Annotated in this window: 20 protein-coding genes; 10 read left to right on the top strand and 10 right to left on the bottom strand. The window is 69.4% G+C overall.

Annotated features, from left to right (window positions below; translation table 11 throughout):
- The first annotated feature begins 210 nt into the window (after nucleotides 1–210).
- Nucleotides 211–732 carry an Lrp/AsnC family transcriptional regulator gene (locus OG972_RS21420; RefSeq protein WP_266983828.1) on the top strand — a complete coding sequence of 174 codons (522 nt, stop codon included), beginning with the start codon at nucleotides 211–213 and terminating at the stop codon, nucleotides 730–732.
- A gap of 6 nt (nucleotides 733–738) precedes the next feature.
- On the opposite strand, the gene OG972_RS21415 is transcribed toward OG972_RS21420, so the two are convergent.
- Both OG972_RS21415 and OG972_RS21410 read right to left on the bottom strand, forming a co-directional pair.
- Entirely contained in the window at nucleotides 739–1,527 is a 789-nt protein-coding gene (locus tag OG972_RS21415) for a S9 family peptidase (RefSeq protein WP_266983826.1), read from the bottom strand.
- Between the two features lie 41 nt (nucleotides 1,528–1,568).
- Complete coding sequence (locus OG972_RS21410; protein ID WP_266983824.1) at nucleotides 1,569–2,162, bottom strand: TetR/AcrR family transcriptional regulator; 594 nt, start codon at nucleotides 2,160–2,162, stop codon at nucleotides 1,569–1,571.
- Between the two features lie 123 nt (nucleotides 2,163–2,285).
- Between OG972_RS21410 and paaN the strand changes: the two genes are divergently transcribed.
- Nucleotides 2,286–3,986, top strand: coding sequence for a phenylacetic acid degradation protein PaaN (gene paaN / locus OG972_RS21405; protein WP_266983822.1), 1,701 nt, complete (start codon nucleotides 2,286–2,288; stop codon nucleotides 3,984–3,986).
- 188 nt (nucleotides 3,987–4,174) lie between these two features.
- Here paaN and OG972_RS21400 read toward each other — a convergent pair whose 3' ends face one another.
- Genes OG972_RS21400 through OG972_RS21390 form a run of 3 tightly spaced genes read right to left on the bottom strand, consistent with a single transcriptional unit; the run spans nucleotide 4,175 to nucleotide 6,956 of the window.
- Entirely contained in the window at nucleotides 4,175–4,909 is a 735-nt protein-coding gene (locus OG972_RS21400; protein WP_266983820.1) for a TrmH family RNA methyltransferase, read from the bottom strand.
- Nucleotides 4,906–6,183, bottom strand: coding sequence for an HTTM domain-containing protein (locus tag OG972_RS21395; RefSeq protein WP_266983818.1), 1,278 nt, complete (start codon nucleotides 6,181–6,183; stop codon nucleotides 4,906–4,908). Before OG972_RS21395 ends, OG972_RS21400 begins: the two co-directional genes overlap by 4 nt.
- The gene (locus OG972_RS21390) at nucleotides 6,180–6,956 is read right to left on the bottom strand and encodes a DUF5819 family protein (protein WP_266983816.1); all 777 of its coding nucleotides are present in this window, start codon (nucleotides 6,954–6,956) and stop codon (nucleotides 6,180–6,182) included. Before OG972_RS21390 ends, OG972_RS21395 begins: the two co-directional genes overlap by 4 nt.
- Nucleotides 6,957–7,071: 115 nt before the next feature.
- On the opposite strand from OG972_RS21390, the gene paaA reads away from it, so the two are divergent.
- From paaA to OG972_RS21360, 6 genes are all read left to right on the top strand, one after another.
- The gene (paaA, locus tag OG972_RS21385; RefSeq protein ID WP_266983814.1) at nucleotides 7,072–8,187 is read left to right on the top strand and encodes a 1,2-phenylacetyl-CoA epoxidase subunit PaaA; all 1,116 of its coding nucleotides are present in this window, start codon (nucleotides 7,072–7,074) and stop codon (nucleotides 8,185–8,187) included.
- The gene (paaB, locus tag OG972_RS21380) at nucleotides 8,184–8,474 is read left to right on the top strand and encodes a 1,2-phenylacetyl-CoA epoxidase subunit PaaB (RefSeq protein ID WP_030972485.1); all 291 of its coding nucleotides are present in this window, start codon (nucleotides 8,184–8,186) and stop codon (nucleotides 8,472–8,474) included. The genes paaA and paaB overlap by 4 nt, the downstream gene beginning before the upstream one ends.
- A complete protein-coding gene (gene paaC / locus OG972_RS21375) occupies nucleotides 8,471–9,172 on the top strand; it encodes a 1,2-phenylacetyl-CoA epoxidase subunit PaaC (RefSeq protein ID WP_266983812.1) in 702 nt (233 codons plus the stop codon). Before paaB ends, paaC begins: the two co-directional genes overlap by 4 nt.
- Nucleotides 9,166–9,672: a 1,2-phenylacetyl-CoA epoxidase subunit PaaD gene (paaD, locus tag OG972_RS21370; protein WP_266983810.1), complete on the top strand. Its 507-nt coding sequence runs from the start codon at nucleotides 9,166–9,168 to the stop codon at nucleotides 9,670–9,672. The genes paaC and paaD overlap by 7 nt, the downstream gene beginning before the upstream one ends.
- Nucleotides 9,673–10,731, top strand: coding sequence for a 2Fe-2S iron-sulfur cluster-binding protein (locus OG972_RS21365; protein ID WP_266983808.1), 1,059 nt, complete (start codon nucleotides 9,673–9,675; stop codon nucleotides 10,729–10,731).
- A 188-nt stretch (nucleotides 10,732–10,919) separates the two neighbouring features.
- The gene (locus tag OG972_RS21360) at nucleotides 10,920–12,107 is read left to right on the top strand and encodes an acyl-CoA dehydrogenase family protein (protein ID WP_266983806.1); all 1,188 of its coding nucleotides are present in this window, start codon (nucleotides 10,920–10,922) and stop codon (nucleotides 12,105–12,107) included.
- Nucleotides 12,108–12,159: 52 nt separating this feature from the next.
- Here the strand turns inward: OG972_RS21360 and OG972_RS21355 are convergent, their stop codons facing one another.
- The 4 genes from OG972_RS21355 to OG972_RS21340 all read right to left on the bottom strand — a co-directional run bounded on the left by OG972_RS21355 (nucleotide 12,160) and on the right by OG972_RS21340 (nucleotide 16,393).
- Nucleotides 12,160–12,504 carry a rhodanese-like domain-containing protein gene (locus tag OG972_RS21355; protein ID WP_266983804.1) on the bottom strand — a complete coding sequence of 115 codons (345 nt, stop codon included), beginning with the start codon at nucleotides 12,502–12,504 and terminating at the stop codon, nucleotides 12,160–12,162.
- Between the two features lie 46 nt (nucleotides 12,505–12,550).
- Complete coding sequence (locus OG972_RS21350; RefSeq protein ID WP_266983802.1) at nucleotides 12,551–13,456, bottom strand: hypothetical protein; 906 nt, start codon at nucleotides 13,454–13,456, stop codon at nucleotides 12,551–12,553.
- 58 nt (nucleotides 13,457–13,514) lie between these two features.
- Nucleotides 13,515–14,966 (bottom strand): DUF2252 domain-containing protein, encoded by a 1,452-nt coding sequence (locus OG972_RS21345; protein ID WP_266983800.1) that lies wholly within the window; start codon nucleotides 14,964–14,966, stop codon nucleotides 13,515–13,517.
- 107 nt (nucleotides 14,967–15,073) lie between these two features.
- Nucleotides 15,074–16,393, bottom strand: a complete 1,320-nt coding sequence (locus OG972_RS21340) for an ISL3 family transposase (protein WP_266983798.1) — start codon at nucleotides 16,391–16,393, stop codon at nucleotides 15,074–15,076.
- Nucleotides 16,394–16,503: 110 nt separating this feature from the next.
- Here OG972_RS21340 and OG972_RS21335 point away from each other — a divergent pair, with 110 nt between their 5' ends.
- Nucleotides 16,504–17,097 carry a YdeI family protein gene (locus OG972_RS21335; protein ID WP_266983796.1) on the top strand — a complete coding sequence of 198 codons (594 nt, stop codon included), beginning with the start codon at nucleotides 16,504–16,506 and terminating at the stop codon, nucleotides 17,095–17,097.
- 182 nt (nucleotides 17,098–17,279) lie between these two features.
- Here the strand turns inward: OG972_RS21335 and OG972_RS21330 are convergent, their stop codons facing one another.
- Nucleotides 17,280–18,422, bottom strand: coding sequence for a hypothetical protein (locus OG972_RS21330; RefSeq protein ID WP_266983794.1), 1,143 nt, complete (start codon nucleotides 18,420–18,422; stop codon nucleotides 17,280–17,282).
- Nucleotides 18,423–18,497: 75 nt separating this feature from the next.
- Here OG972_RS21330 and OG972_RS21325 point away from each other — a divergent pair, with 75 nt between their 5' ends.
- Nucleotides 18,498–18,965 carry a MarR family winged helix-turn-helix transcriptional regulator gene (locus tag OG972_RS21325; RefSeq protein ID WP_266983792.1) on the top strand — a complete coding sequence of 156 codons (468 nt, stop codon included), beginning with the start codon at nucleotides 18,498–18,500 and terminating at the stop codon, nucleotides 18,963–18,965.
- The last annotated feature ends 11 nt before the right edge of the window (nucleotides 18,966–18,976 follow it).

The raw sequence follows: 18,976 nt of genomic DNA, 5'->3' as shown, positions 1-18,976 counted from the left end.
TCTGGCGATATCGAGGGATCACCCGATATCGAGGGGTGGCTGAATATGTCGAAATGTCGAGCACGCGCCGAGGCGCGGTGTGGTGCGCCTCACCTACCGATTGTTCGGTCGCGAACGCATTTTGGCTACAGGCACCGTCAGCCTGTGGACAAACGGTTCTCCACAGCCTGGGATAGGGGCAGGTCGTCCAGGGCAGGGAGGCACGGGGACATGGCAGCTGAACAAATGGCCGACGGAGCCGAGGACCCCGGCCGGGTTCCGCCCGCGCGGCCCCTCGACGCCATCGACCGCGACATCCTCCGACTGCTCCAGACAGACGGCCGTGCCTCGATACGGTCGGTGGCCGACCGCGTCCATGTCTCGCGCGCCAACGCCTACGCCCGGATCAACCGGCTCATCGACGACGGAGTGATCCGCGGCTTCAGCGCGCGGGTGGACCATGAGCGGGCGGGGCAGGGCGCCTCCGCGTACATCACGCTCAAGATCGTCCAGAACACCTGGCGAACGGTGCGCGAGCAGCTCCAGGCCCTGCCGGGGGCTACCCACATCGCACTGGTCAGCGGCGATTTCGACGTACTGCTGCTCGTGCACACACCGGACAACCGGTCGCTGCGCGAACTCGTCCTGACCAGGATCCAGGCCATCCCCGAGGTGCTCTCCACCCGCACGCTGCTGGTGTTCGAGGAGACAGACCTGGCTCCGGGCCCCGAGCGCCCCACCGAGCTGACCTAAGGCCTCTCACGAACCGTACTTCTTGAGGAACGCCTGTACCGCGGCCCAGTTCTCCTGGCTGTCGAGCAACGCCACTCCGTGCTCGCCGCCGCCCTTGACGTAGATCAGCTTGTGCTCCGCCGCCTTGGTACTCGCCCGGTTCAGCGTCTTCGCGTCGTCCCCGAAGTAGTCGTCGTACTCGGCGGCCATGTAGAGCACCGGCGCGGTCAGCTTGGGCACGGCGCCCAGCGCGTTCATTCCGGAGTAGAGCGTCGGCGCGGAGAGCGAGACCACCGCGTCCGGCTGCGGCTCCAGTTCCGGCGCCGCGGTGAGTACGGCGGTACCCCCCTTGGATGCCCCCATCAGCAGCAGCTTCTTCGCGCCCTTGCCGCGCAGATACCCGGCCGCTCCGACGATCTCGGAGACCTCCTGGCCCGCCGAATTGACCGCGAGCACCCGATAGCCGGCCCGGTGCAGCTCATCGGCCTTGTCCTTCCACTGGCAGGCGGTGCCGTCGGACTGGTGGGCCAGTACGATCCCCGCGCCTGTCCCGACGCCGCTCGCACCGCCGGGCATATAGCCGCCGGTCTCGGTGGAGTCAGCGGACTTGAAGGTGATGGACGCCGCCTCGGCCTCGGCCGATGTCAGACAGCCGAAGTCGTCAGGCCGCCGGGCCTCCTCACTCGCGTCCGCCCCCTTCTCGGCACCGCTACCACCGGTGCCGCCGCTGCCGCCCCCTCCGCAGCCGGTCAGCGACACGGCGACAAGCAACGTGACAGCGCACAGGAACCCGGGAACAGGAAGGACGGCGGCCATGCCGAAGGATGGTGGTCTTGACCTGTCCTGCCGTCAACGTTTCAGCGGTCGGAACGCATCCCCTCGAAGGCCAGCTGGACGACCGTGTCCGCCAGCTGCTCCCCCTCGGCGTCGCCGCCCGGCTGCGGCCGGTACCACTCCACCAGAGAGTTGACCATTCCGAAGAGCAGCCTCGTCGCCAGCCGTATGTCCACGTCGGAGCGGAGATCGCCGTCCGCGACGGCCGCCTTCAGCAGTTCGGCCACCCGCTGGTCGAACTCACGCCGACGCTCCATGGCCCAGCGCTCGGCCTTCGTATTGCCCCGTACACGCAGCAACAGCGTGACGTAGGGCAGTTCGGCTATCAGCACCTCGACGGTACGTCGCGTGACGTACTCGACCCGCTCGATCGCGCGCCCCCGCGTCGCACCCGGCTCGTCGAGAATCCCGAAGAGCCCTTCCAGTGCCCGGCTGACCGCGCGCCGCAGCAGCTCTTCCTTGCCCGCGACGTGGTGGTAGATGGACGATTTGGAGATGCCCGCCGCCTTGGACAGGTGCTCCATGGACGTGCCGTCGTAACCGCGCTCGTTGAAGACACGGACGGCGACGGTGAGGAGAGTCTCCGGGGTGTACGTGTCCCGCTTGGCCGTGGTCATGTCCGCGATCCTCCCCTACGAGTTGTCCACAGGTTTCGTGGGGCCCCTTGTCCCGACCGATCGTTCGGTTACTCTAACTCTGTCCGCCCGTTCCTGCCCAGCTCGATGAGGAGTTGGTCCGTCATGGCCGCCGAGCTCTCCCCGCACCTGCTGTCCGAGAAGCACCGCCCCACGCTCGACCAGACCCTCGACGCGATCCACACGCGCGCGTACTGGTCCCCGCATCCCGAGCACCCGAAGGCGTACGGCGAGGGCGGCGCACCGGGCAGTCTGAGCGCCGCCGAGGGCAAGGCCGCCTTCGACGCCGTGCTGCACACCCGGCTCGACCTCGGCCAGCCGGGCACCGACGGCTGGACGGGCGGCGAGATCTCGCCCTACGGACCGGAGCTCGGCGTCGAGTACCCGCACGCCGACCTCGATGTGCTGCTTCCGGCGATGCGCGCGGGAATGGCGGCGTGGCGCGAGGCGGGGCCCGAGACCAGGGCGCTGGTCTGTCTGGAGATCCTGGCGCGGATCAGCGCCCGCACCCATGAGTTCGGGCACGCCGTGATGCACACCAGCGGTCAGGCCTTCATGATGGCGTTCCAGGCGGGCGGCCCGCATGCCCAGGACCGCGGCCTGGAGGCGGTGGCTTATGCCTACGAGGAGCAGATCCGCACCCCGCGGACGGCGGACTGGTCCAAGCCGCAGGGAAAGCGCGATCCGCTGCAGCTGCACAAGACGTACATCGCGGCGGGCCGCGGCATCGCGCTGCTGATCGGCTGCAACACCTTCCCCACGTGGAACGGCTATCCGGGACTGTTCGCCTCTCTGGCCACCGGCAATCCCGTCCTGGTGAAGCCGCACCCGCGCGCCGTGCTCCCCCTGGCGCTCACGGTGCAGGTGGCCCGCGAGGTACTGAGCGAGGCCGGCTTCGACCCCAATCTCGTCTGTCTGGCCGCCGAGCGTCCGGGCGAGGGCATCGCCAAGGCCTTGGCGGTCCGCCCCGAGATCAAGATCATCGACTACACCGGGTCCACCGCCTTCGGTGACTGGCTGGAGGCCAACGCCCGCCAGGCACAGGTCTACACGGAGAAGGCGGGGGTCAACACGATCGTCGTCGACTCCACCGACGACTACCGCGGCATGCTGTCCAACCTGGCGTTCTCCCTCTCCCTGTACAGCGGCCAGATGTGCACCACCCCGCAGAACCTGCTGATCCCCCGGGACGGCATCGCGACGGACACGGGCGACAAGACGTACGACGACGTGGTGGGCGACATCGCCGCCGCGGTCACCGGCCTGCTCGGCGACGACGCCCGGGCGAACGCGCTGCTCGGCGCGCTGGTCAACCCCGACGTGAAGGCCCGCCTGGAGGCCGCGGCAGGGCTGGGCGAAGTCGCCTTGGCCTCAAGGGAGGTGGCCAACCCGGAGTTCCCCGACGCGGTGGTCCGTACGCCGGTCGTCGTGAAGCTCGACGGCACGAAGCCGGACGACGAAGCGGCGTATCTGTCGGAGTGCTTCGGACCGGTGGCGTTCGCGGTCGCGGTCGACTCGACGGCGGACGCGGTGGAGCTGCTGCGCCGCACGATCCGCGACAAGGGCGCGATGACGGTCGGGGCGTACACGACGTCGCCGGAGGTGGAGCGCGCGGTGGAAGACGTCTGCTTGGACGAGTCGGCTCAGCTCTCGCTGAATCTGACGGGCGGGGTGTACGTCAACCAGACTGCGGCGTTCTCCGACTTCCACGGCTCGGGCGGCAACCCTGCGGCCAACGCGGCCCTGTGCGACGGAGCGTTCGTATCAAATCGCTTCCGCATGGTGGAAGTCCGCCGCCAGGCCTGACACAGCACGCCCCGCCCCGGCTCCAGCCCCTCGGCGCCTCTTCAGCTCCTCCGGCGCTCGAGGAGCGGGACCCGGGGGTGGGCGGAGCCCCGATCGCGGAAAGTACGCACGTTACGGGAAGGGACGCGAGAGACCCGCCGCAGACGCCCTGCGCCGCCCCGCCCGCACAGTCGGGGTACCCCTGGGCCTCAGCCCGCTCCCACACCCCCCGGAATATCCGCATACCGCTGCACCCACGCATGCATGGCAATGGCCGCCGCAGCCCCCGCATTGATCGACCGCGTGGATCCGAACTGCGCAATCGAGCACACCATCGTCGCGTGCTTACGCGCCTCCTCGGTCAGCCCCGGCCCCTCCTGCCCGAAGAGCAGCACACACCGCCGCGGCAGCTCTGTCCGCTCCAGCGGCACCGCCCCCGGCAGATTGTCGATCCCGATGATCGGCAACCCCTCGGCCGCCGCCCAGGCGGTCAGATCCGCCGTGTCGGGGTGATGCCGCACATGCTGGTACCGGTCGGTGACCATCGCACCGCGCCGGTTCCACCGCCGCCGGCCCACAATGTGGATCTCCTTGGCGAGGAAGGCGTTCGCAGTCCGCACCACCGACCCGATATTGAAGTCGTGGCCCCAGTTCTCCACCGCTACATGGAAGTCGTGCCGCCGAAGATCCAGATCGGCGACGATCGCCTCCCGCGTCCAGTAGCGGTACTCGTCACCGACATTGCGCCGGTCGCCCTGCTCGAGCAGCTCGGGGTCGTACCGCTCGCCCTCGGGCCAGGGCAGCGGATGCGGTCCGACGCCGATCTCCGCCCCGAATCCGTCGTCGTACTGCAACGCCTCCGCGGACTGCTCGCCGACCCCGAGGCCATCGGCCGACGGACTCTCACCGCTACTGCTCCTACTACTGCCGGTATCACTGCTCACCCGACGAGCGTATGGCCACCGCTTCCGCTGTGCTGCGGGACCTCCTCCTCGCCGCCCCGCTGCTGCTCGGGCACCTGGCCCGTGCGCGAGAACAGCAGCTGCCGCCCGAGCGTCACCCGGCCGCCCAGCCAGACCAGGAAGACCGTCGGCAGGAAGACGGAGTCGGCGGCGATCATCGCCATCGAGAAGAAGGGCAGTCCCAGCAGCAGGGCGATGCCCGCGTGCTCGCACATCATGGCGACGAGCAGGACGTTCTTGACGCGCCGGTTGAAGAGAGTGAAGGGGAAGGCGACCTGCACGATGACCGTGCCGTACGTCAGCACCATGACCATCACGCCATTGGACGCGAGGAGGTCCGACAGCGCGGGCCACGGGGTGAAGTAGTCGAGCTTGAGCGGGTAGTACAGCGCCGTGCCATCCTGCCAACGCGATCCCTGGATCTTGTACCAGCCCGCGGTCGCGTAGATCAGACAGACCTCGGCCATGATCACGACGAGAGTGGCGTTGTGCGCGAGGTTGGCGAGGACATCGAGCAGCGTGCGCGGTTCGCTCTGCGGCGCGTAACGGTTCACGGCCCACCAGACACCGTGCCCGATCCACAGCACCCAGAAGAGAGTCGGCAGCCACCAGGTGCCACCGAGGCCGTCCGTCGCCGTAGCCACAACAAGGACCAGGCCGAGCACAAGCCACAGAATCGTCCCGGCGACATTCGAGGCCGGGCGGGCGCCTCCCACCTCCTGCGACCGCGTCCCCGGCTCCCGCTCAGACTTCGACTCGGCCTCCGTACGGCGTGCCCGCGCCGCACGGCGCGCATCCAGCGACCAGACCTGCCCGCAGCGCGTCAGCACAAGGTAGATCGCCATCAGATGGACGACGTTGTCGCCGCCGTCGCCCAGGAAAATGCTGCGGTTCTGCAGCGAGAGCACACCGACCATGAACAGGACGGACATCGCGCGGGTGTGCCAGCCGACCATCAGCAGTGCGGCGGAAAGCAGGACGACCGCATAGACGGTTTCGAACCAGACCGTGCTGTCCGACCACATGAGCACCGAGAGGGACTCATTGCCCGATATGAGCTGCTTCGCCATGTCCCAGCGCCATGGGGCGTCGGGGCCGTACATCTCATGGCGGTGCGGCAGCTCGCGCAGCAGGAACAGCAGGTACGTGGCGGAGAAACCGATCCGGATCACGGCGCTCTGATACGGGCCGAGGGCCGAGGAGGTGATGCGCTGGACGCCGCGGGCGAGCTTGCGGCCGGGGGAAGCCGTACTCACTTGACCGCCTCCTTGGTGTTCTCGGGGAGGTCGGCGGGGGTGACGGTCCACCACGGCAACACCCGGTAATTCGGCTTGGTGCTGATCTTCTCCGTGCTCCACGGCGGCGCGGAGACGGAACGCACCTCGGAGCGGACCTGGATGCGCTCGACGGTGCCGCCGTAGTCGTGCTCGCCGAGGCGCAGCATCACGATGCGGCGGATGTAGCGCTCGGAGAGATTGCCGCGCAGGCCGTTCGGGCGGTTCTGGATGTCGTGGGAGTTGAGATAGAAGTCCCAGGCGCGGCGGAGCTGGTTCTGGTGGATGTGGCTGGGGAGGAGATTGCCCCGTATCCCTCTGCCGTCCTCGACCGAGAGACTCATCCACCCAGTGGTGCGACGACCGTCGGGACCGGCTATCTCGGCCCGTACGTGCACGGCGACGTTCTGCTGGAGCGGATTGGGAGCGAAGAGCTTCCAGTTCTGCTCGAACTCGGGATAGACCCAGTCGTCGACCGCTTTGCCGTGCTGCTTGGTCAGGGTGTTGGACGGGGCGACGTGCAGAAACACCATGGCCAGATGGGTGCAGGTGATCATCCCGATGACCGACAACGCGATCGCGGCAACGATCTGGTACGAAAGGGACAGCCCGGCGATACCGGAACGCACCGGCGCGGGAGCTCCGGCGAATTCAGCGGGTGGTGTCGCACGGAGGGGCTGGTCCGAACCCGGATCCCCCCCCGGACCACCGCTCCCGTTCCCGTCTCCGACGCCCCTGTCGTCGTACGAATCCATCCCGCCCCGATCCCCGTCGATCCCCGGTCAGTTATCCACAGGGTTGACACCCTACGGGCCACCGACTCACCATTGAAGTCATTGAACCGAACGATCGGTCGGTAGGGAGCCCGGGATGGCGGCAGTGACTGCGGACCAGACAACGCAGGGCCAGGCGCGAGGCACCGCGCAGGCGACAGCAGGGGGGCCCGACGGGCCCGCGGGGGCGGACGTGGCTCAGCAGGCAGCCTTCGACGCCGCGGTGGCGGCCGACGAGCGCATCGAGCCGCGCGACTGGATGCCGGACGCGTACCGGGCCTCGCTGGTCAGGCAAATGGCCCAGCACGCCCATTCCGAAATCATCGGGATGCAGCCCGAGGCCAACTGGATCAGCCGCGCACCCTCGCTGCGCCGCAAGGCGATCCTGATGGCCAAGGTGCAGGACGAGGCGGGACACGGGCTGTACCTCTACAGCGCGGCGGAGACGCTGGGGACGAGCCGCGAGGAAATGCTCGACAAGCTCCACGCGGGCCGCCAGAGGTATTCGTCAATCTTCAATTACCCCACGCTGACCTGGGCGGATGTCGGCGCGATCGGCTGGCTGGTGGACGGCGCCGCGATCACCAACCAGGTGCCCCTCTGCCGCTGCTCGTACGGTCCGTACGCACGGGCCATGGTCCGCATCTGCAAGGAGGAGTCCTTCCACCAGCGCCAGGGGTACGAGCTGCTGCTCACCCTCGGCCGCGGGACGCCGGGGCAGCGCGCGATGGCACAGGATGCGGTGAACCGCTGGTGGTGGCCGTCCCTGATGATGTTCGGCCCGCCGGACGACGCATCGGCGCACTCGGCGCAGTCGATGACCTGGAAGATCAAGCGGCACTCCAACGACGAGCTGCGGCAGCGGTTCGTCGACATCTGTGTCCCGCAGGCCGAGGCGCTGGGGCTCACCCTCCCGGACCCGGACCTCCGGTGGAATGAGGAGCGCGGACACCACGACTTCGGGGCGATCGACTGGACGGAGTTCCAGGAGGTCCTGAAGGGCAACGGCCCGTGCAACGAACAGCGCCTCACACAGCGGCGCCGGGCACACGAAGAGGGCGCCTGGGTCCGGGACGCGGCGGCTTCGTACGCGCTCAAGCACCCCGCACCGACGCGCCACGCCCACGCACCGGCCCACATCACAGAAGCACCCCACACGGAAATGCACCAGGCAGAAATGCACACCCCACCGAACGCGGAGGCGACGGCATGAGCAGCTCGACCGACTGGCCGCTCTGGGAGGTGTTCGTGCGCTCGCGGCGCGGTCTCTCCCACACCCACGCGGGCAGCCTGCACGCCCCGGACGCCGAGATGGCCCTGCGCAACGCCCGTGACCTGTACACACGCCGTTCCGAGGGCGTCTCCATCTGGGTGGTTCCATCCACGGAGATCACGGCCTCCTCGCCGGACGAGAAGGACTCGTTCTTCGAGCCGGCGGGCGACAAGCCCTACCGGCACCCCACGTTCTACGAGATCCCGGAAGGGGTGAAGCACCTGTGACCGCGGCCCTCGCCCTCGGCGACGACGCGCTGGTGCTGTCGCACCGACTGGGGGAGTGGGCGGGCCACGCGCCCGTGCTGGAGGAGGAGGTGGCCCTCGCCAACATCGCCCTGGACCTCCTGGGACAGGCCCGGGTGCTGCTCTCGCTCGCCGGGGACGAGGACGAGCTGGCATTCCTGCGCGAGGAGCGCGCCTTCCGCAACGTCCAGCTGGTCGAGCAGCCCAACGGCGACTTCGCCCACACCATCGCCCGCCAGCTGTACTTCTCCGTCTACCAGCGGGGGCTGTACGAGCAGCTGGCGGCCGGTGGGGGCGACTTCGCCGGGCTGGCCGCGAAGGCCGTCAAGGAGGTCGCGTACCACCAGGACCACGCCACGCACTGGACGCTGCGGTTGGGCGACGGCACGGAGGAGAGCCACCAGCGGATGCAGCGCGGGGTGGATGCGCTGTGGCGGTTCACCGGTGAACTGTTCCAGCCGGTCGAGGGAGTGGAGATCGACTGGCCGTCGCTGCACACCGACTGGCTGGCCACCGTCACCGGTGTCCTGCAGCAGGCGACGCTGACGGTGCCGACCGGCCCGGGGTCCGGTGCCTGGACGGCCGGGGCAGGGCGGCAGGGCATCCACACGGAACCTTTCGGGCGGATGCTCGCCGAGATGCAGCATCTGCACCGCAGCCACCCGGGGGCGTCATGGTGACCGGCACGCTGCTGGAAGAGGAGGTGCGCAGGCTCGCCGGGTCCGTGCCCGATCCCGAGCTGCCTGTGCTCACCCTGGAGGAGCTGGGTGTGCTCCGCGGAGTGGAGGTGCTCGCCCCGGGCAAGGTCACCGTCCGCCTCACCCCGACGTACACCGGCTGTCCCGCGATCGAGACCATGTCGGCCGATATCGAGCAGGTGCTGCACGATCACGGCATACCGGAGGTCTCCGTGGTCACTGTGCTCGCACCGGCCTGGTCGACCGACGACATCAGCGCGGAGGGGCGGCGCAAACTCGCCGAGTTCGGCATAGCACCCCCGCGCCCGCATGATGCCGCCACCGGGTCCGGCGGACCGGTGCCGCTCACCCTCGCGGTGCGCTGCCCGCACTGCGGCTCCACGGACACGGAGCTGCTGAGCCGGTTCTCCTCCACCGCCTGCAAGGCGCTGCGCCGCTGCGCGAGTTGCCGTGAACCGTTCGACCACTTCAAGGAGTTGTAGATGTTCCATCCGCTCCGGGTCCGCGCGATCGAGCAGCTGACCGACGACTCGGTGGCCGTGACCTTCGCGGTGCCCCCCGAGCTGCGCGAGACTTTCCGCCACAAGCCCGGCCAGCACCTCAATGTGCGCTACACGGTTCACGGCGAAGAGATCCGGCGTTCGTACTCGATCTGCACCCCGGCCGCCGATGCCCCAGCCGATCCCGAGCTGCAGGTGGGTATCCGTCTGGTCGACGGCGGTGCGTTCTCCACGTACGCCCTCAAAGAACTCGCCGTCGGTGACCAGGTCGAGGCGATGCCCCCGATGGGACGCTTCGTGCTCACCCCCCGCGCCGGTCGCTACGCGGCGATCGTCGGCGGCAGCGGCATCACCCCGGTGCTGTCGATCGCGTCGACTCTGCTGGCCCGTGAGCCCGAGGCCCGGTTCTGTCTGATCCGGAGCGACCGGACGGCTGCCTCGACGATGTTCCTGGACGAGGTCGCCGACCTGAAGGACCGCTACCCGGACCGCTTCCAGCTGGTGACGGTGCTCTCCCGTGAGGAGCAGCAGGCGGGTCTCCCGTCCGGCCGGCTCGACCGGAAGCGGCTGACCGGGCTGCTGCCCGCGCTCCTGTCGGTGGGAGAGGTGGACGGCTGGTATCTCTGTGGGCCGTTCGGCCTGGTCCGGGCAGCAGAGGATGCGCTGCACGGCCTCGGCGTCGACCGGGCCCGCATCCACCAGGAGATCTTCCACGTCGACGACGGCCCGGCCGCTCCCGCCCGCACGCGGATCGAGGCGCCCGCACACAGCACGCTCACCGCAACACTGGACGGGCGCTCGGGCAACTGGCCGGTCCAGGACGGCGAATCGCTGCTGGAAACCGTCTTGCGCAGCCGCTCCGACGCGCCGTACGCGTGTAAGGGAGGGGTGTGCGGGACGTGCAGGGCGTTCCTGGTCTCGGGCGAGGTCCGGATGAACCGCAACTTCGCGCTGGAGCCGGACGAGACGGGGGCGGGCTATGTGCTCGCCTGCCAGTCGCATCCGCTCACACCGGAGGTGGAACTCGACTTCGACCGCTGACCCCTCGGATCCCACGGATTCGACCGGCTTCGACCGGATCTCCTCGGAACTCCCCCGGTCCTCCTCGGATCTCCGGGATCCTGCGGACCGCCGCGCCCTTTCCCTGTTCCCTTCTCATAGAACCTGTTCTATCTTGACGATCCGTCAGGTGCGGGTACGAGCACAGCGGTTCGCAGGAGGTCAGTGCAGTGGACTTCACCTTCACCGAGGAGCAGCAGGCAGCCGTCGAGGCGGCAAGGGCGGTCTTCTCGGGCGTCGAGCCCGACGGTGTGCCCAGCCCCGCGCTCACTCCGGGAGCGGTGGCCGAGGACTTCGACCGGTCCGTGTGGACGGGGCTGGCCGCAGGCGACCTGCTGAGCCTGACGCTGGCACCGGAACACGGCGGGGCCGGGCTCGACACGGTCGCGCTCTGCCTGGTCCTGCGCGAATCGGCAAAGGTGCTTGCCCGGGTGCCGCTGCTGGAGACCTGCGCGGTCGCGATGACGATCCAACAGCACGGTGACCCCGGCCTGGCAGCCGAGCTGCTGCCCCGCGTCGGCCGGGGCGAGCTGGTCCTCACCGTCGGAGCCAACGGCCGCACCGGCCACGATCCGGCCGAGCTCGCCGTCACCGCCCGCCGGGACCTTGCGGGAAAGGCCGGCCAGGACCATGACCGGTCCAGCAGCGAGGACGGCGGAAGCGCGGGCTGGGTGCTCGACGGAGTGCAGTCGGGGGTGCCGTGGGCCCAGTCCGCGGACTGGATTGCGGTGCCCGCCCACACGGACGAGGGCCTGGCCGTGCTGGCGCTGGCCCGCCGCACGGCCGAGGGCGTCGCACTCGCCGAACAGGTCTCCACGAGCGGTGAGTTGTTCGCCGAGGTCCGGCTGGACACGGTACGGATCGAGGACAGCGCGCTGATCAGTACTCCGGGTGCCTGGGAGTGGCTGCGCACCCTGCTCACCACCGGAACCTGCGCGCTCGCACTGGGTCTCGGCGAGGCCGTGCTCGCCATGACAAGTGAATACACCGGGAAGCGCGAGCAGTTCGGGCATCCCGTCGCGACGTTTCAGTCCGTCGCCGTCCAGTCCGCGGACCGGTACATCGATCTGCGGGCCATGGAAGTGACCCTCTGGCAGGCGGCCTGGCGGATCTCCACCGGTGCGCCGGGAACGCTGCCCGTCGCGGGCGATGTCGCGGTGGCGAAGATCTGGGCGTCGGACGGGGTCCGTCGGGTCGTGCAGACCGCCCAGCATCTGCACGGCGGCTTCGGCGCGGACACCGACTACCCGCTGCACCGCTTCCACGCCTGGGCGAAGCAGATCGAGCTGTCGCTCGGCCCCGCAGCGATGCATGAGGAGGCACTGGGCGACCTGCTGGCCGCCCATCCCCTCGGCTGAGACCCCCTGCGCGCTCCGGTGCCCACCGGAGCGCGGGAGGATCCCGGCCGGATCAGAGAACGAAGGCCGGGTTGCCGTTGTCCGTGACCATCGGGCGCCCGGCGCCGTCCCAGGCGAGCATCCCGCCGTCGACGTTCACGGCGTCGATGCCCTGCTGCACCAGGTACTGGGTGACCTGGGCGGACCGGCCACCGACCCGGCACATCACATGCACGCGTCGGCCGTCCTCCGCCGCCTCGGTCAGCTCACCGAAGCGGCCGACGAAGTCACTCATCGGAATGTGCAGGGCACCATCGACGTGCCCTGCCGCCCATTCGTCGTTCTCCCGGACGTCCAGCACAAGGCCGTCCGACGGCACCGCCGCGACATCCACCGAGGGCAGCGGGGCGAAATTCATGGGTCATGCCTTCTCTCGTACATACGCTCCGGACTTACCCGAAACGCTACTGCACCAGGCCTGCCAACTCTGCCTCTCGCTGCGCGACCTCACCCAGCAGCTGTTCGGCGATCTCGTCGAGCAGCCGGTCCGGGTCGTCAGGTGCCATCCGCAGCATGGCCCCGATCGCGCCCTCCTCCAGCTCCTGGGCGAGCACCGTCAGCAGTTCCTTGCGCTGGGTCAGCCAGTTCAGCCGGGCGTAGAGCTCCTCGCTCTCGCTGAGCTCCGCCTGCTGTGGAACGGGCCCCGCCGCCCACTCCTGCGCCAGCTCCTTCAGCAGGGCCTCGTCCCCACGCCCGTAAGCGGCGTTGACGCGGGTGATGAACTCGTCCCGGCGCGCCCGCTCCGTCTCGTCCTGGGCGAGATCCGGGTGGGCACTGCGTGCCAGCTCGCGGTAGAGCTTGCGCGCCTCCTCGGTCGGCCGGACCCGCTTGGGCGGCCGCACCGGCTGCTCGGTCAGCATCGCCGCCGCCTCGGGGGACAGCCCGTCGGAGTCGAGCCAGTCGTGGAAAAGCTCGTCGATGCCCGGCATCGGCATCACGAGCGCTCGAGCCTCCCGAGCCCTGCGCAGATCCTCTGGGTCACCGGTCCGGGCGGCCCGGGCCTCCGCGATCTGCGCGTCGAGCTCGTCGAGGCGGGCGTACATCGGGCCGAGCTTCTGGTGGTGCAGCCGGGAGAAGTTCTCCACCTCGACCCGGAAGGTCTCCACCGCGATCTCGAACTCGATCAGCGCCTGCTCCGCCGCCCGCACGGCCTTCGCCAGCCGCGCCTCGGGGCGCGCAGCATCAGCGGCACCGCCCGCGTCGGCGTCGCCCCGAGGGGCTTGCTGCTCGTGCTGTTCCTGCTGCCGGTCGTTGTCCTGCCGGTCATCGTCGTTCCGGGTGGTCGGCACCCCGGCGGCTTCGTGGGTCACCCGTCCAGCGTATGGCCCCGGCCCGCGCCCCGAGGACGCACGGTCGGCGGTGCGCCCCTCACACCCCGAGCTCAGCCGCTATTCGCCCCGAACCAACGGCCCTCACCAGCTCCGCGTGATCCGCCTCCGTACGGTCCGCGTACGTCACGGCGAAGCTCGCCACCGCTTCGTCCAGCTCATCGTTCTTGCCGCAGTAGCCCGCGATCAGCCGCGGGTCGGCGCTGTGGGCATGGGCCCTCGCCAGCAGTGCGCCCGTCATCCGCCCGTAGTCGTCGACCTGGTCGGCCGCCAGGGCCGCCGGGTCCACACTGCCCTTGCGGTTCCTGAATTGCCGCACCTGGAACGGCCGCCCCTGCACGGTCGCCCAGCCCAGCAGAATGTCGCTGACCACCTGCATCCGCTTCTGCCCGAGCACCACTCGGTGACCCTCGTGCGCCGCCTCGGGCACCTCGAAACCGACGGCGGGCAGATACGGCGCCAGCGCGGAGGGCCGCGCCTCCTTCACCTGCAGGACCAACGGCTCGCCGCGGTGATCGAGCAGCAGCACCACATACGACCGGGTTCCGACACTCCCCGTGCCGACCACCCGGAACGCCACATCATGGATCGTGTAACGGGCGAGCAGCGGCACCCGGTCCTCCGAGATCGTGCCCACATAGTCGCCGAGCGCCGCCGCGACCGCCGCGGCCTCCGCATCCGGCACCCGCCGCAGCACCGGCGGTGCGTCGACGAAGCGGCGTCCGTCACCCTCGGCCTCCTCCGTGGACTTGGCGGCGAAGCGGGCGCTGGTGTTCTTACGGGCCTTCTGCGAGACCCGTTCCAGCATGCCGACCAGATCCCGCGCGTCCGTGTGCGAGACGAGTTCCTCGTCGGCGATGGCATTCCAGGCGTCGAGCGCGGGCAGTCTGGCCAGCAATCGCATCGTCCGCCGGTACGCGCCCACCGTGTCGTACGCACCCCGCCGACAGGTGTCCTCGTCCGCCCCGGCCTCACGCCCCGCGAGCACCAGCGAGGTGGCGAGCCGCTTGAGGTCCCACTCCCACGGGCCGAACACGGTCTCGTCGAAGTCGTTCAGATCGATGACCAGACTGCCTCGCGCATCGCCGTACAGCCCGAAATTGGCCGCATGCGCATCGCCGCAGAGCTGGGCGCCCACCCCGGTCACCGGTGTGCCCATCAGGTCATGGGCCATCAGCCCGGCCGAACCGCGCAGAAACGCGAACGGTGTGGCAGCCATCCGCCCTACCCGGATCGGTGCGAGGTCGGGCACTCGGCCCCGGTTCGACTCCTCGACCGCCTGCACGGCGTCGGGCCGGCCCGAGGGAAGGACCAGGGCATCGTGCGAGGTCCTGGGCACCCGGTCGCGCAGCGCCTTGCCCGTCCCCCTCGGCGACTGCGGCGCGCTTCCCGCCGCAACAGCCGCACGCCGGGCGAACCCGGGCACGACCGGTATGCGCGGCTCATCCGTCACAACCCGCTGCCCCGGTACTGCCACTTCGAACTCACCCATGGCGCGCAGCCTCCCCCGCCCTCGACCGACGTCCTGTTCAACATCAACTGCCGACGACGGTACCGCCGTCCACCAACAGCCGTCTGCCCCTGTGGAAAACCGGGTCTTCAAAGTTGAGCGGTGCGGAGGTGTCCGCGGGCTCGGCGGGTGGTGACACAGCGTGTCCGTAGTCGTTGGTTCTCGGCGTTGCGGAAGCCGAACGCGTTGCGGGCGACGAGCTTGATCACGCGGTTGATCCCTTCGCTCTTGGCGTTGCTGTGTCCGGTGTCGATGAACGCGGCGATCTCGGGCCACCAGCGGTCGACGGTGGTGGCGAGCCGGCGGACTTCGGGGATGTCGGAGTCCGCGCACCAGGTGAGGAACTTCCAGCGGGCGTGGCCGACTTGGTGGCGGTCGGCGCCGGTGCGGGCCAGGGCGAGGAGGCTGCGCAGGTTCTCCTTGGCGATCCAGGCTGTCAGCAGCGTCTGCCCGATCTTCCCCTCGCCCAGGAGCGTGTTCCACATGGTGGCGAACTGGTCGTCGGTGAGGTCCTCGCGGTTGCGCAGCAGTCGCCGTCTGGCCTTCCACTCCGGGTCGCTCGCTCGTCCGCGTCGGCCGCGGGTCTCGACGGTGGTGCGGCGGCGGACCATGGACAGCATCTTGTTGGCGAGTTGGACCACGTGGAAGTGGTCGACCACGACGGTGGCGTGCGGCAGGCCGATGCGGATCGCGGCGCGGTAGGTGGCGGACATGTCGATCGCGACGTAGCCGATGCCCTTTCTCCAGTCCAGGTCGGTGGTGGCCAGCCAGGCCAGGACGTCGGCGACGGTGCGGCCCTCGACCTGTCCGAGCAGCCCGCCGTGGCCGGCTGCGTCGACGAAGCCGGTGTGCCACCGGTCCCGGGTCAGGCGCCACTTGCCGGTATCCGCATCCTGTTCCCAGCGGGGCCGTCCGCGGCGGGTCTCGTCGATGCCCAGGACCGCGACCTGCGGCAGAGGTGCCTCGGTGACGTCGCGGGCCTGCGCGCGGAAGGCTTCCATCACGGTCGGCCAGGACAGATGCAGATCCCGCGCGGCCTGGATGACCGTGGAGCCGGCGTCTCTTATGCGGCGCCCGGCCGCACCCCGCAGCCGGGCGGTCAGCCTGGCACCGGCCGGGATCTGCGGGATCTGCTCGGTGAAGGACCGGCGAGGGCAGCCGGCCTCGCGGCACCACCAGCGGCGCTTGTGCCAGCGGAACTCCAATCCGCTCTCGCCGTACGGGAGATCGCGCGGCCGGGTCACCGCCGAGCCCTTCACCCGGGTGGCGAACACCCCGCAGGCCGGGCAGGCCCTGGCTGTCTCGTCGGCCGTGACCAGGTGAACTCGGCGCCTTCCGTCGGCCAGCCGCTCAACCCGCGCGACGGACACCCCGTCGAGGTCGAGCAGCAACGTCGTATCGTTGAGCAAGCCCGTGGCTCCTGCATGATCGTTCTGCGTCGAGAACAGAAATGATCACGCAGGTCCACGGGCATCCTGCATCCGGGACCGTGCCCGAATGCGTCACGCCAATCGGCCGGGTGTGGTTCGCTGCAGGGGTGACTCAGGACTTGGAGATCGTCGCATTCGAATCCGCCGAGGCATTCCAGGCATGGCTCGGCGAGAACCATGCCGCCTCGTCCGGCATCTGGCTCAAGCTTCGCAAGAAGGGCCCCGGAATCGTCGCGCTGGACTACGCCCAGGCGCTCGACGTGGCACTCTGCTACGGCTGGATCGACGGCCAGAAGGCCAAGTTCGACGACCAGTGGTGGCTCCAGCGGTTCACCCCGCGCAAGCCGCGCAGCAAGTGGTCCAAGGTCAACCGGGACAAGGTGGCCGCCCTGATCGAGCAGGGCCGGATGCATCCCCCGGGGCAGGCCGAGGTCGACCGCGCCAAGGCAGACGGCCGCTGGGAGGCGGCCTACGACGGCGCGAAGACCGCCACGGTGCCGGACGACCTCACGGCGGCCCTGACCGCCGACCCGGCCGCGGCGGAGTTCTTCGAGACGCTGGACCGGCAGAACCGCTACGCGATCCTGTACAGGGTCCAAGACGCCAAGAAGCCCGAGACCCGGGCGCGCCGGATAGAGAAGTACGTAGCGATGCTGGCGAAGGGCGAGAAGCTCTACCCGTAGTCACGGAGAGGGACAGCAGCCGTGTAGTGCCCCAGGCCCCGGCGCGCCTGCGGCCCCGGCAACAGCCACCAGGTGCCCTCACCGAGCGTAACGAAACGTCAGAGGCCCTGAGTAGGCGCACCGCTCAAGATCGAAGACCCGGAAAACCTGAACGAACGCCTGTGGACAGCGCCTTGCCCTGGTCAGACGCCGACAGACTCCTCCAGCTCCTCCTCCAGCTCTTCCCTCGCCTCGGCCTCGGCCCGACGCTCCGCCGTCCCCCTGTTCTCCGTGCCCGTCCGGTTCTCCGTCCCGGTCCGGTGCCGGGACGAACCCACACCCTGAGCCTGCGCAGCAGACTTCCGCCGCCTCCCCTCGGCCAACCCGGCCGCTCCCATCGCGGCCAGCCCCACCACGAACCAGAGCGCGAGCACCAGCACGTGTCCGCCGAGTCCGTGCCCATCGAAGTACACATGGCTCCTCGCACCCTCGACGAAGCCCGCGCCGTTCCAGAACGCGTGCAGCGAACCGAAGAAGCCGGGCTGCAGTTCGGGCCGGAAGATGCCGCCGGAGCTGGTGAAGTTCAGCATCACGAACAGCACCATCACGCCGAGCGTCGTCCACCGCTTGAGGAATGTGTGCAGCCCCACACCGATCAGGAGAATGCCCGCCGAGTAGAGCCAGGCCATCGCCCAGAGTCCGCCCAGCCCGTGGTCCACCAGCCCGAACATGGGCCCCGCGAACACGGCCCCGATCATGCTCACCACGAGTGAGGCACCGAGGGCCAGCGCCGCCCTGATCCGAAGCGCCAGCACCGCACCCGCGCCACCGATCACCGCGACCGACGCGTACGACCCGATACTCACCGCGACCAGCAGGAAGAAGATCCCCTGGCCGGTCGGATCGCCGTCCGCGGTCGGTGCCGTGTCCGTCACCTTCAGCGGGTCGCCCTGCGCGGCCGCCACCTTCGTGAAGACCTTCTCCACCACCGTGGCGCTGGTGTCGGAGGAGGCGCTGGCCACGAGAAGCTCGGGGTGCTTCCCCGGCAGGTAGGCGCCGTAACTCGCCTGTGTCCTCAGGTGGTTCACCGCGGTGTCCCGGTCGGGGACGGTACGCACGCTGAGCGCGCCGTCACCCTTGTCCTGCAGCGTCTGCGCGAGCACCTGTGCGCTCGGCCCCGATCCGACCACGTCCACCCGCAGGTCGTGCGGTTCCGGAGCATGGAACGCCCCCAGGTAGGCGAGCCCCATCCCGATACACATCAGCAGGGGTGTGACGAGATGGCTCAGCACATGGCGCAGGGCAGCGGCGGTCGTGCCGCCGGCGGCACTCGGACCCGTGGACATCGGACTCCAATGGTTGGCTTTTACAACTCTCCTATCCGTTGTACTATACAACTGAACATTCGGGAAGGTGAGACCGTGCCTGACACCGCCGGGGAACGCGAAGAGTCGCTGGACGTCATCGAGCGCGAGCTGACGGCGTTCGCGCGCCGGGCGCGCGCCGCCGCGGCCCGCCTCCATCCGGAGCTTCCGCTGGTCTCGTACACACTGCTGTCGCACATCGATGACCGGCAGGGCTGCCGCGCAACGGATCTGGCTGCGCACTACATGCTCGACAAGTCGACGGTCAGCCGGCAGATCGCCACCCTGGAGAAGCTCGGCCTGGTCGAGCGCCACCCGGACCCCACGGACCACCGGATCCAGGTACTGCACCCCACCGAGGCCGGAACCCAGGCCCTTGCCTCGACGCAGGCCAGCCGTCACGCGGCCTACCAGCAGCGCCTCGCGGAATGGACCGCGGACGACCTCGCGCGGTTCGCCGAGTACCTGCTGCGCTACAACGCGGCGGGCGGGGCGAGTACCCCGGGCACGGGCACGCCCCTGTAACTGCCGAGAGC

Origin of the sequence: Streptomyces sp. NBC_01669 (genome assembly GCF_026339735.1) — a bacterium.
In the GTDB taxonomy this organism is placed as follows: Bacteria; Actinomycetota; Actinomycetes; order Streptomycetales; family Streptomycetaceae; genus Streptomyces; species Streptomyces yanii.
The sequence above is the reverse complement of the archived record's forward strand: the minus strand, read 5'-3'. Positions and strand labels throughout refer to the sequence as shown.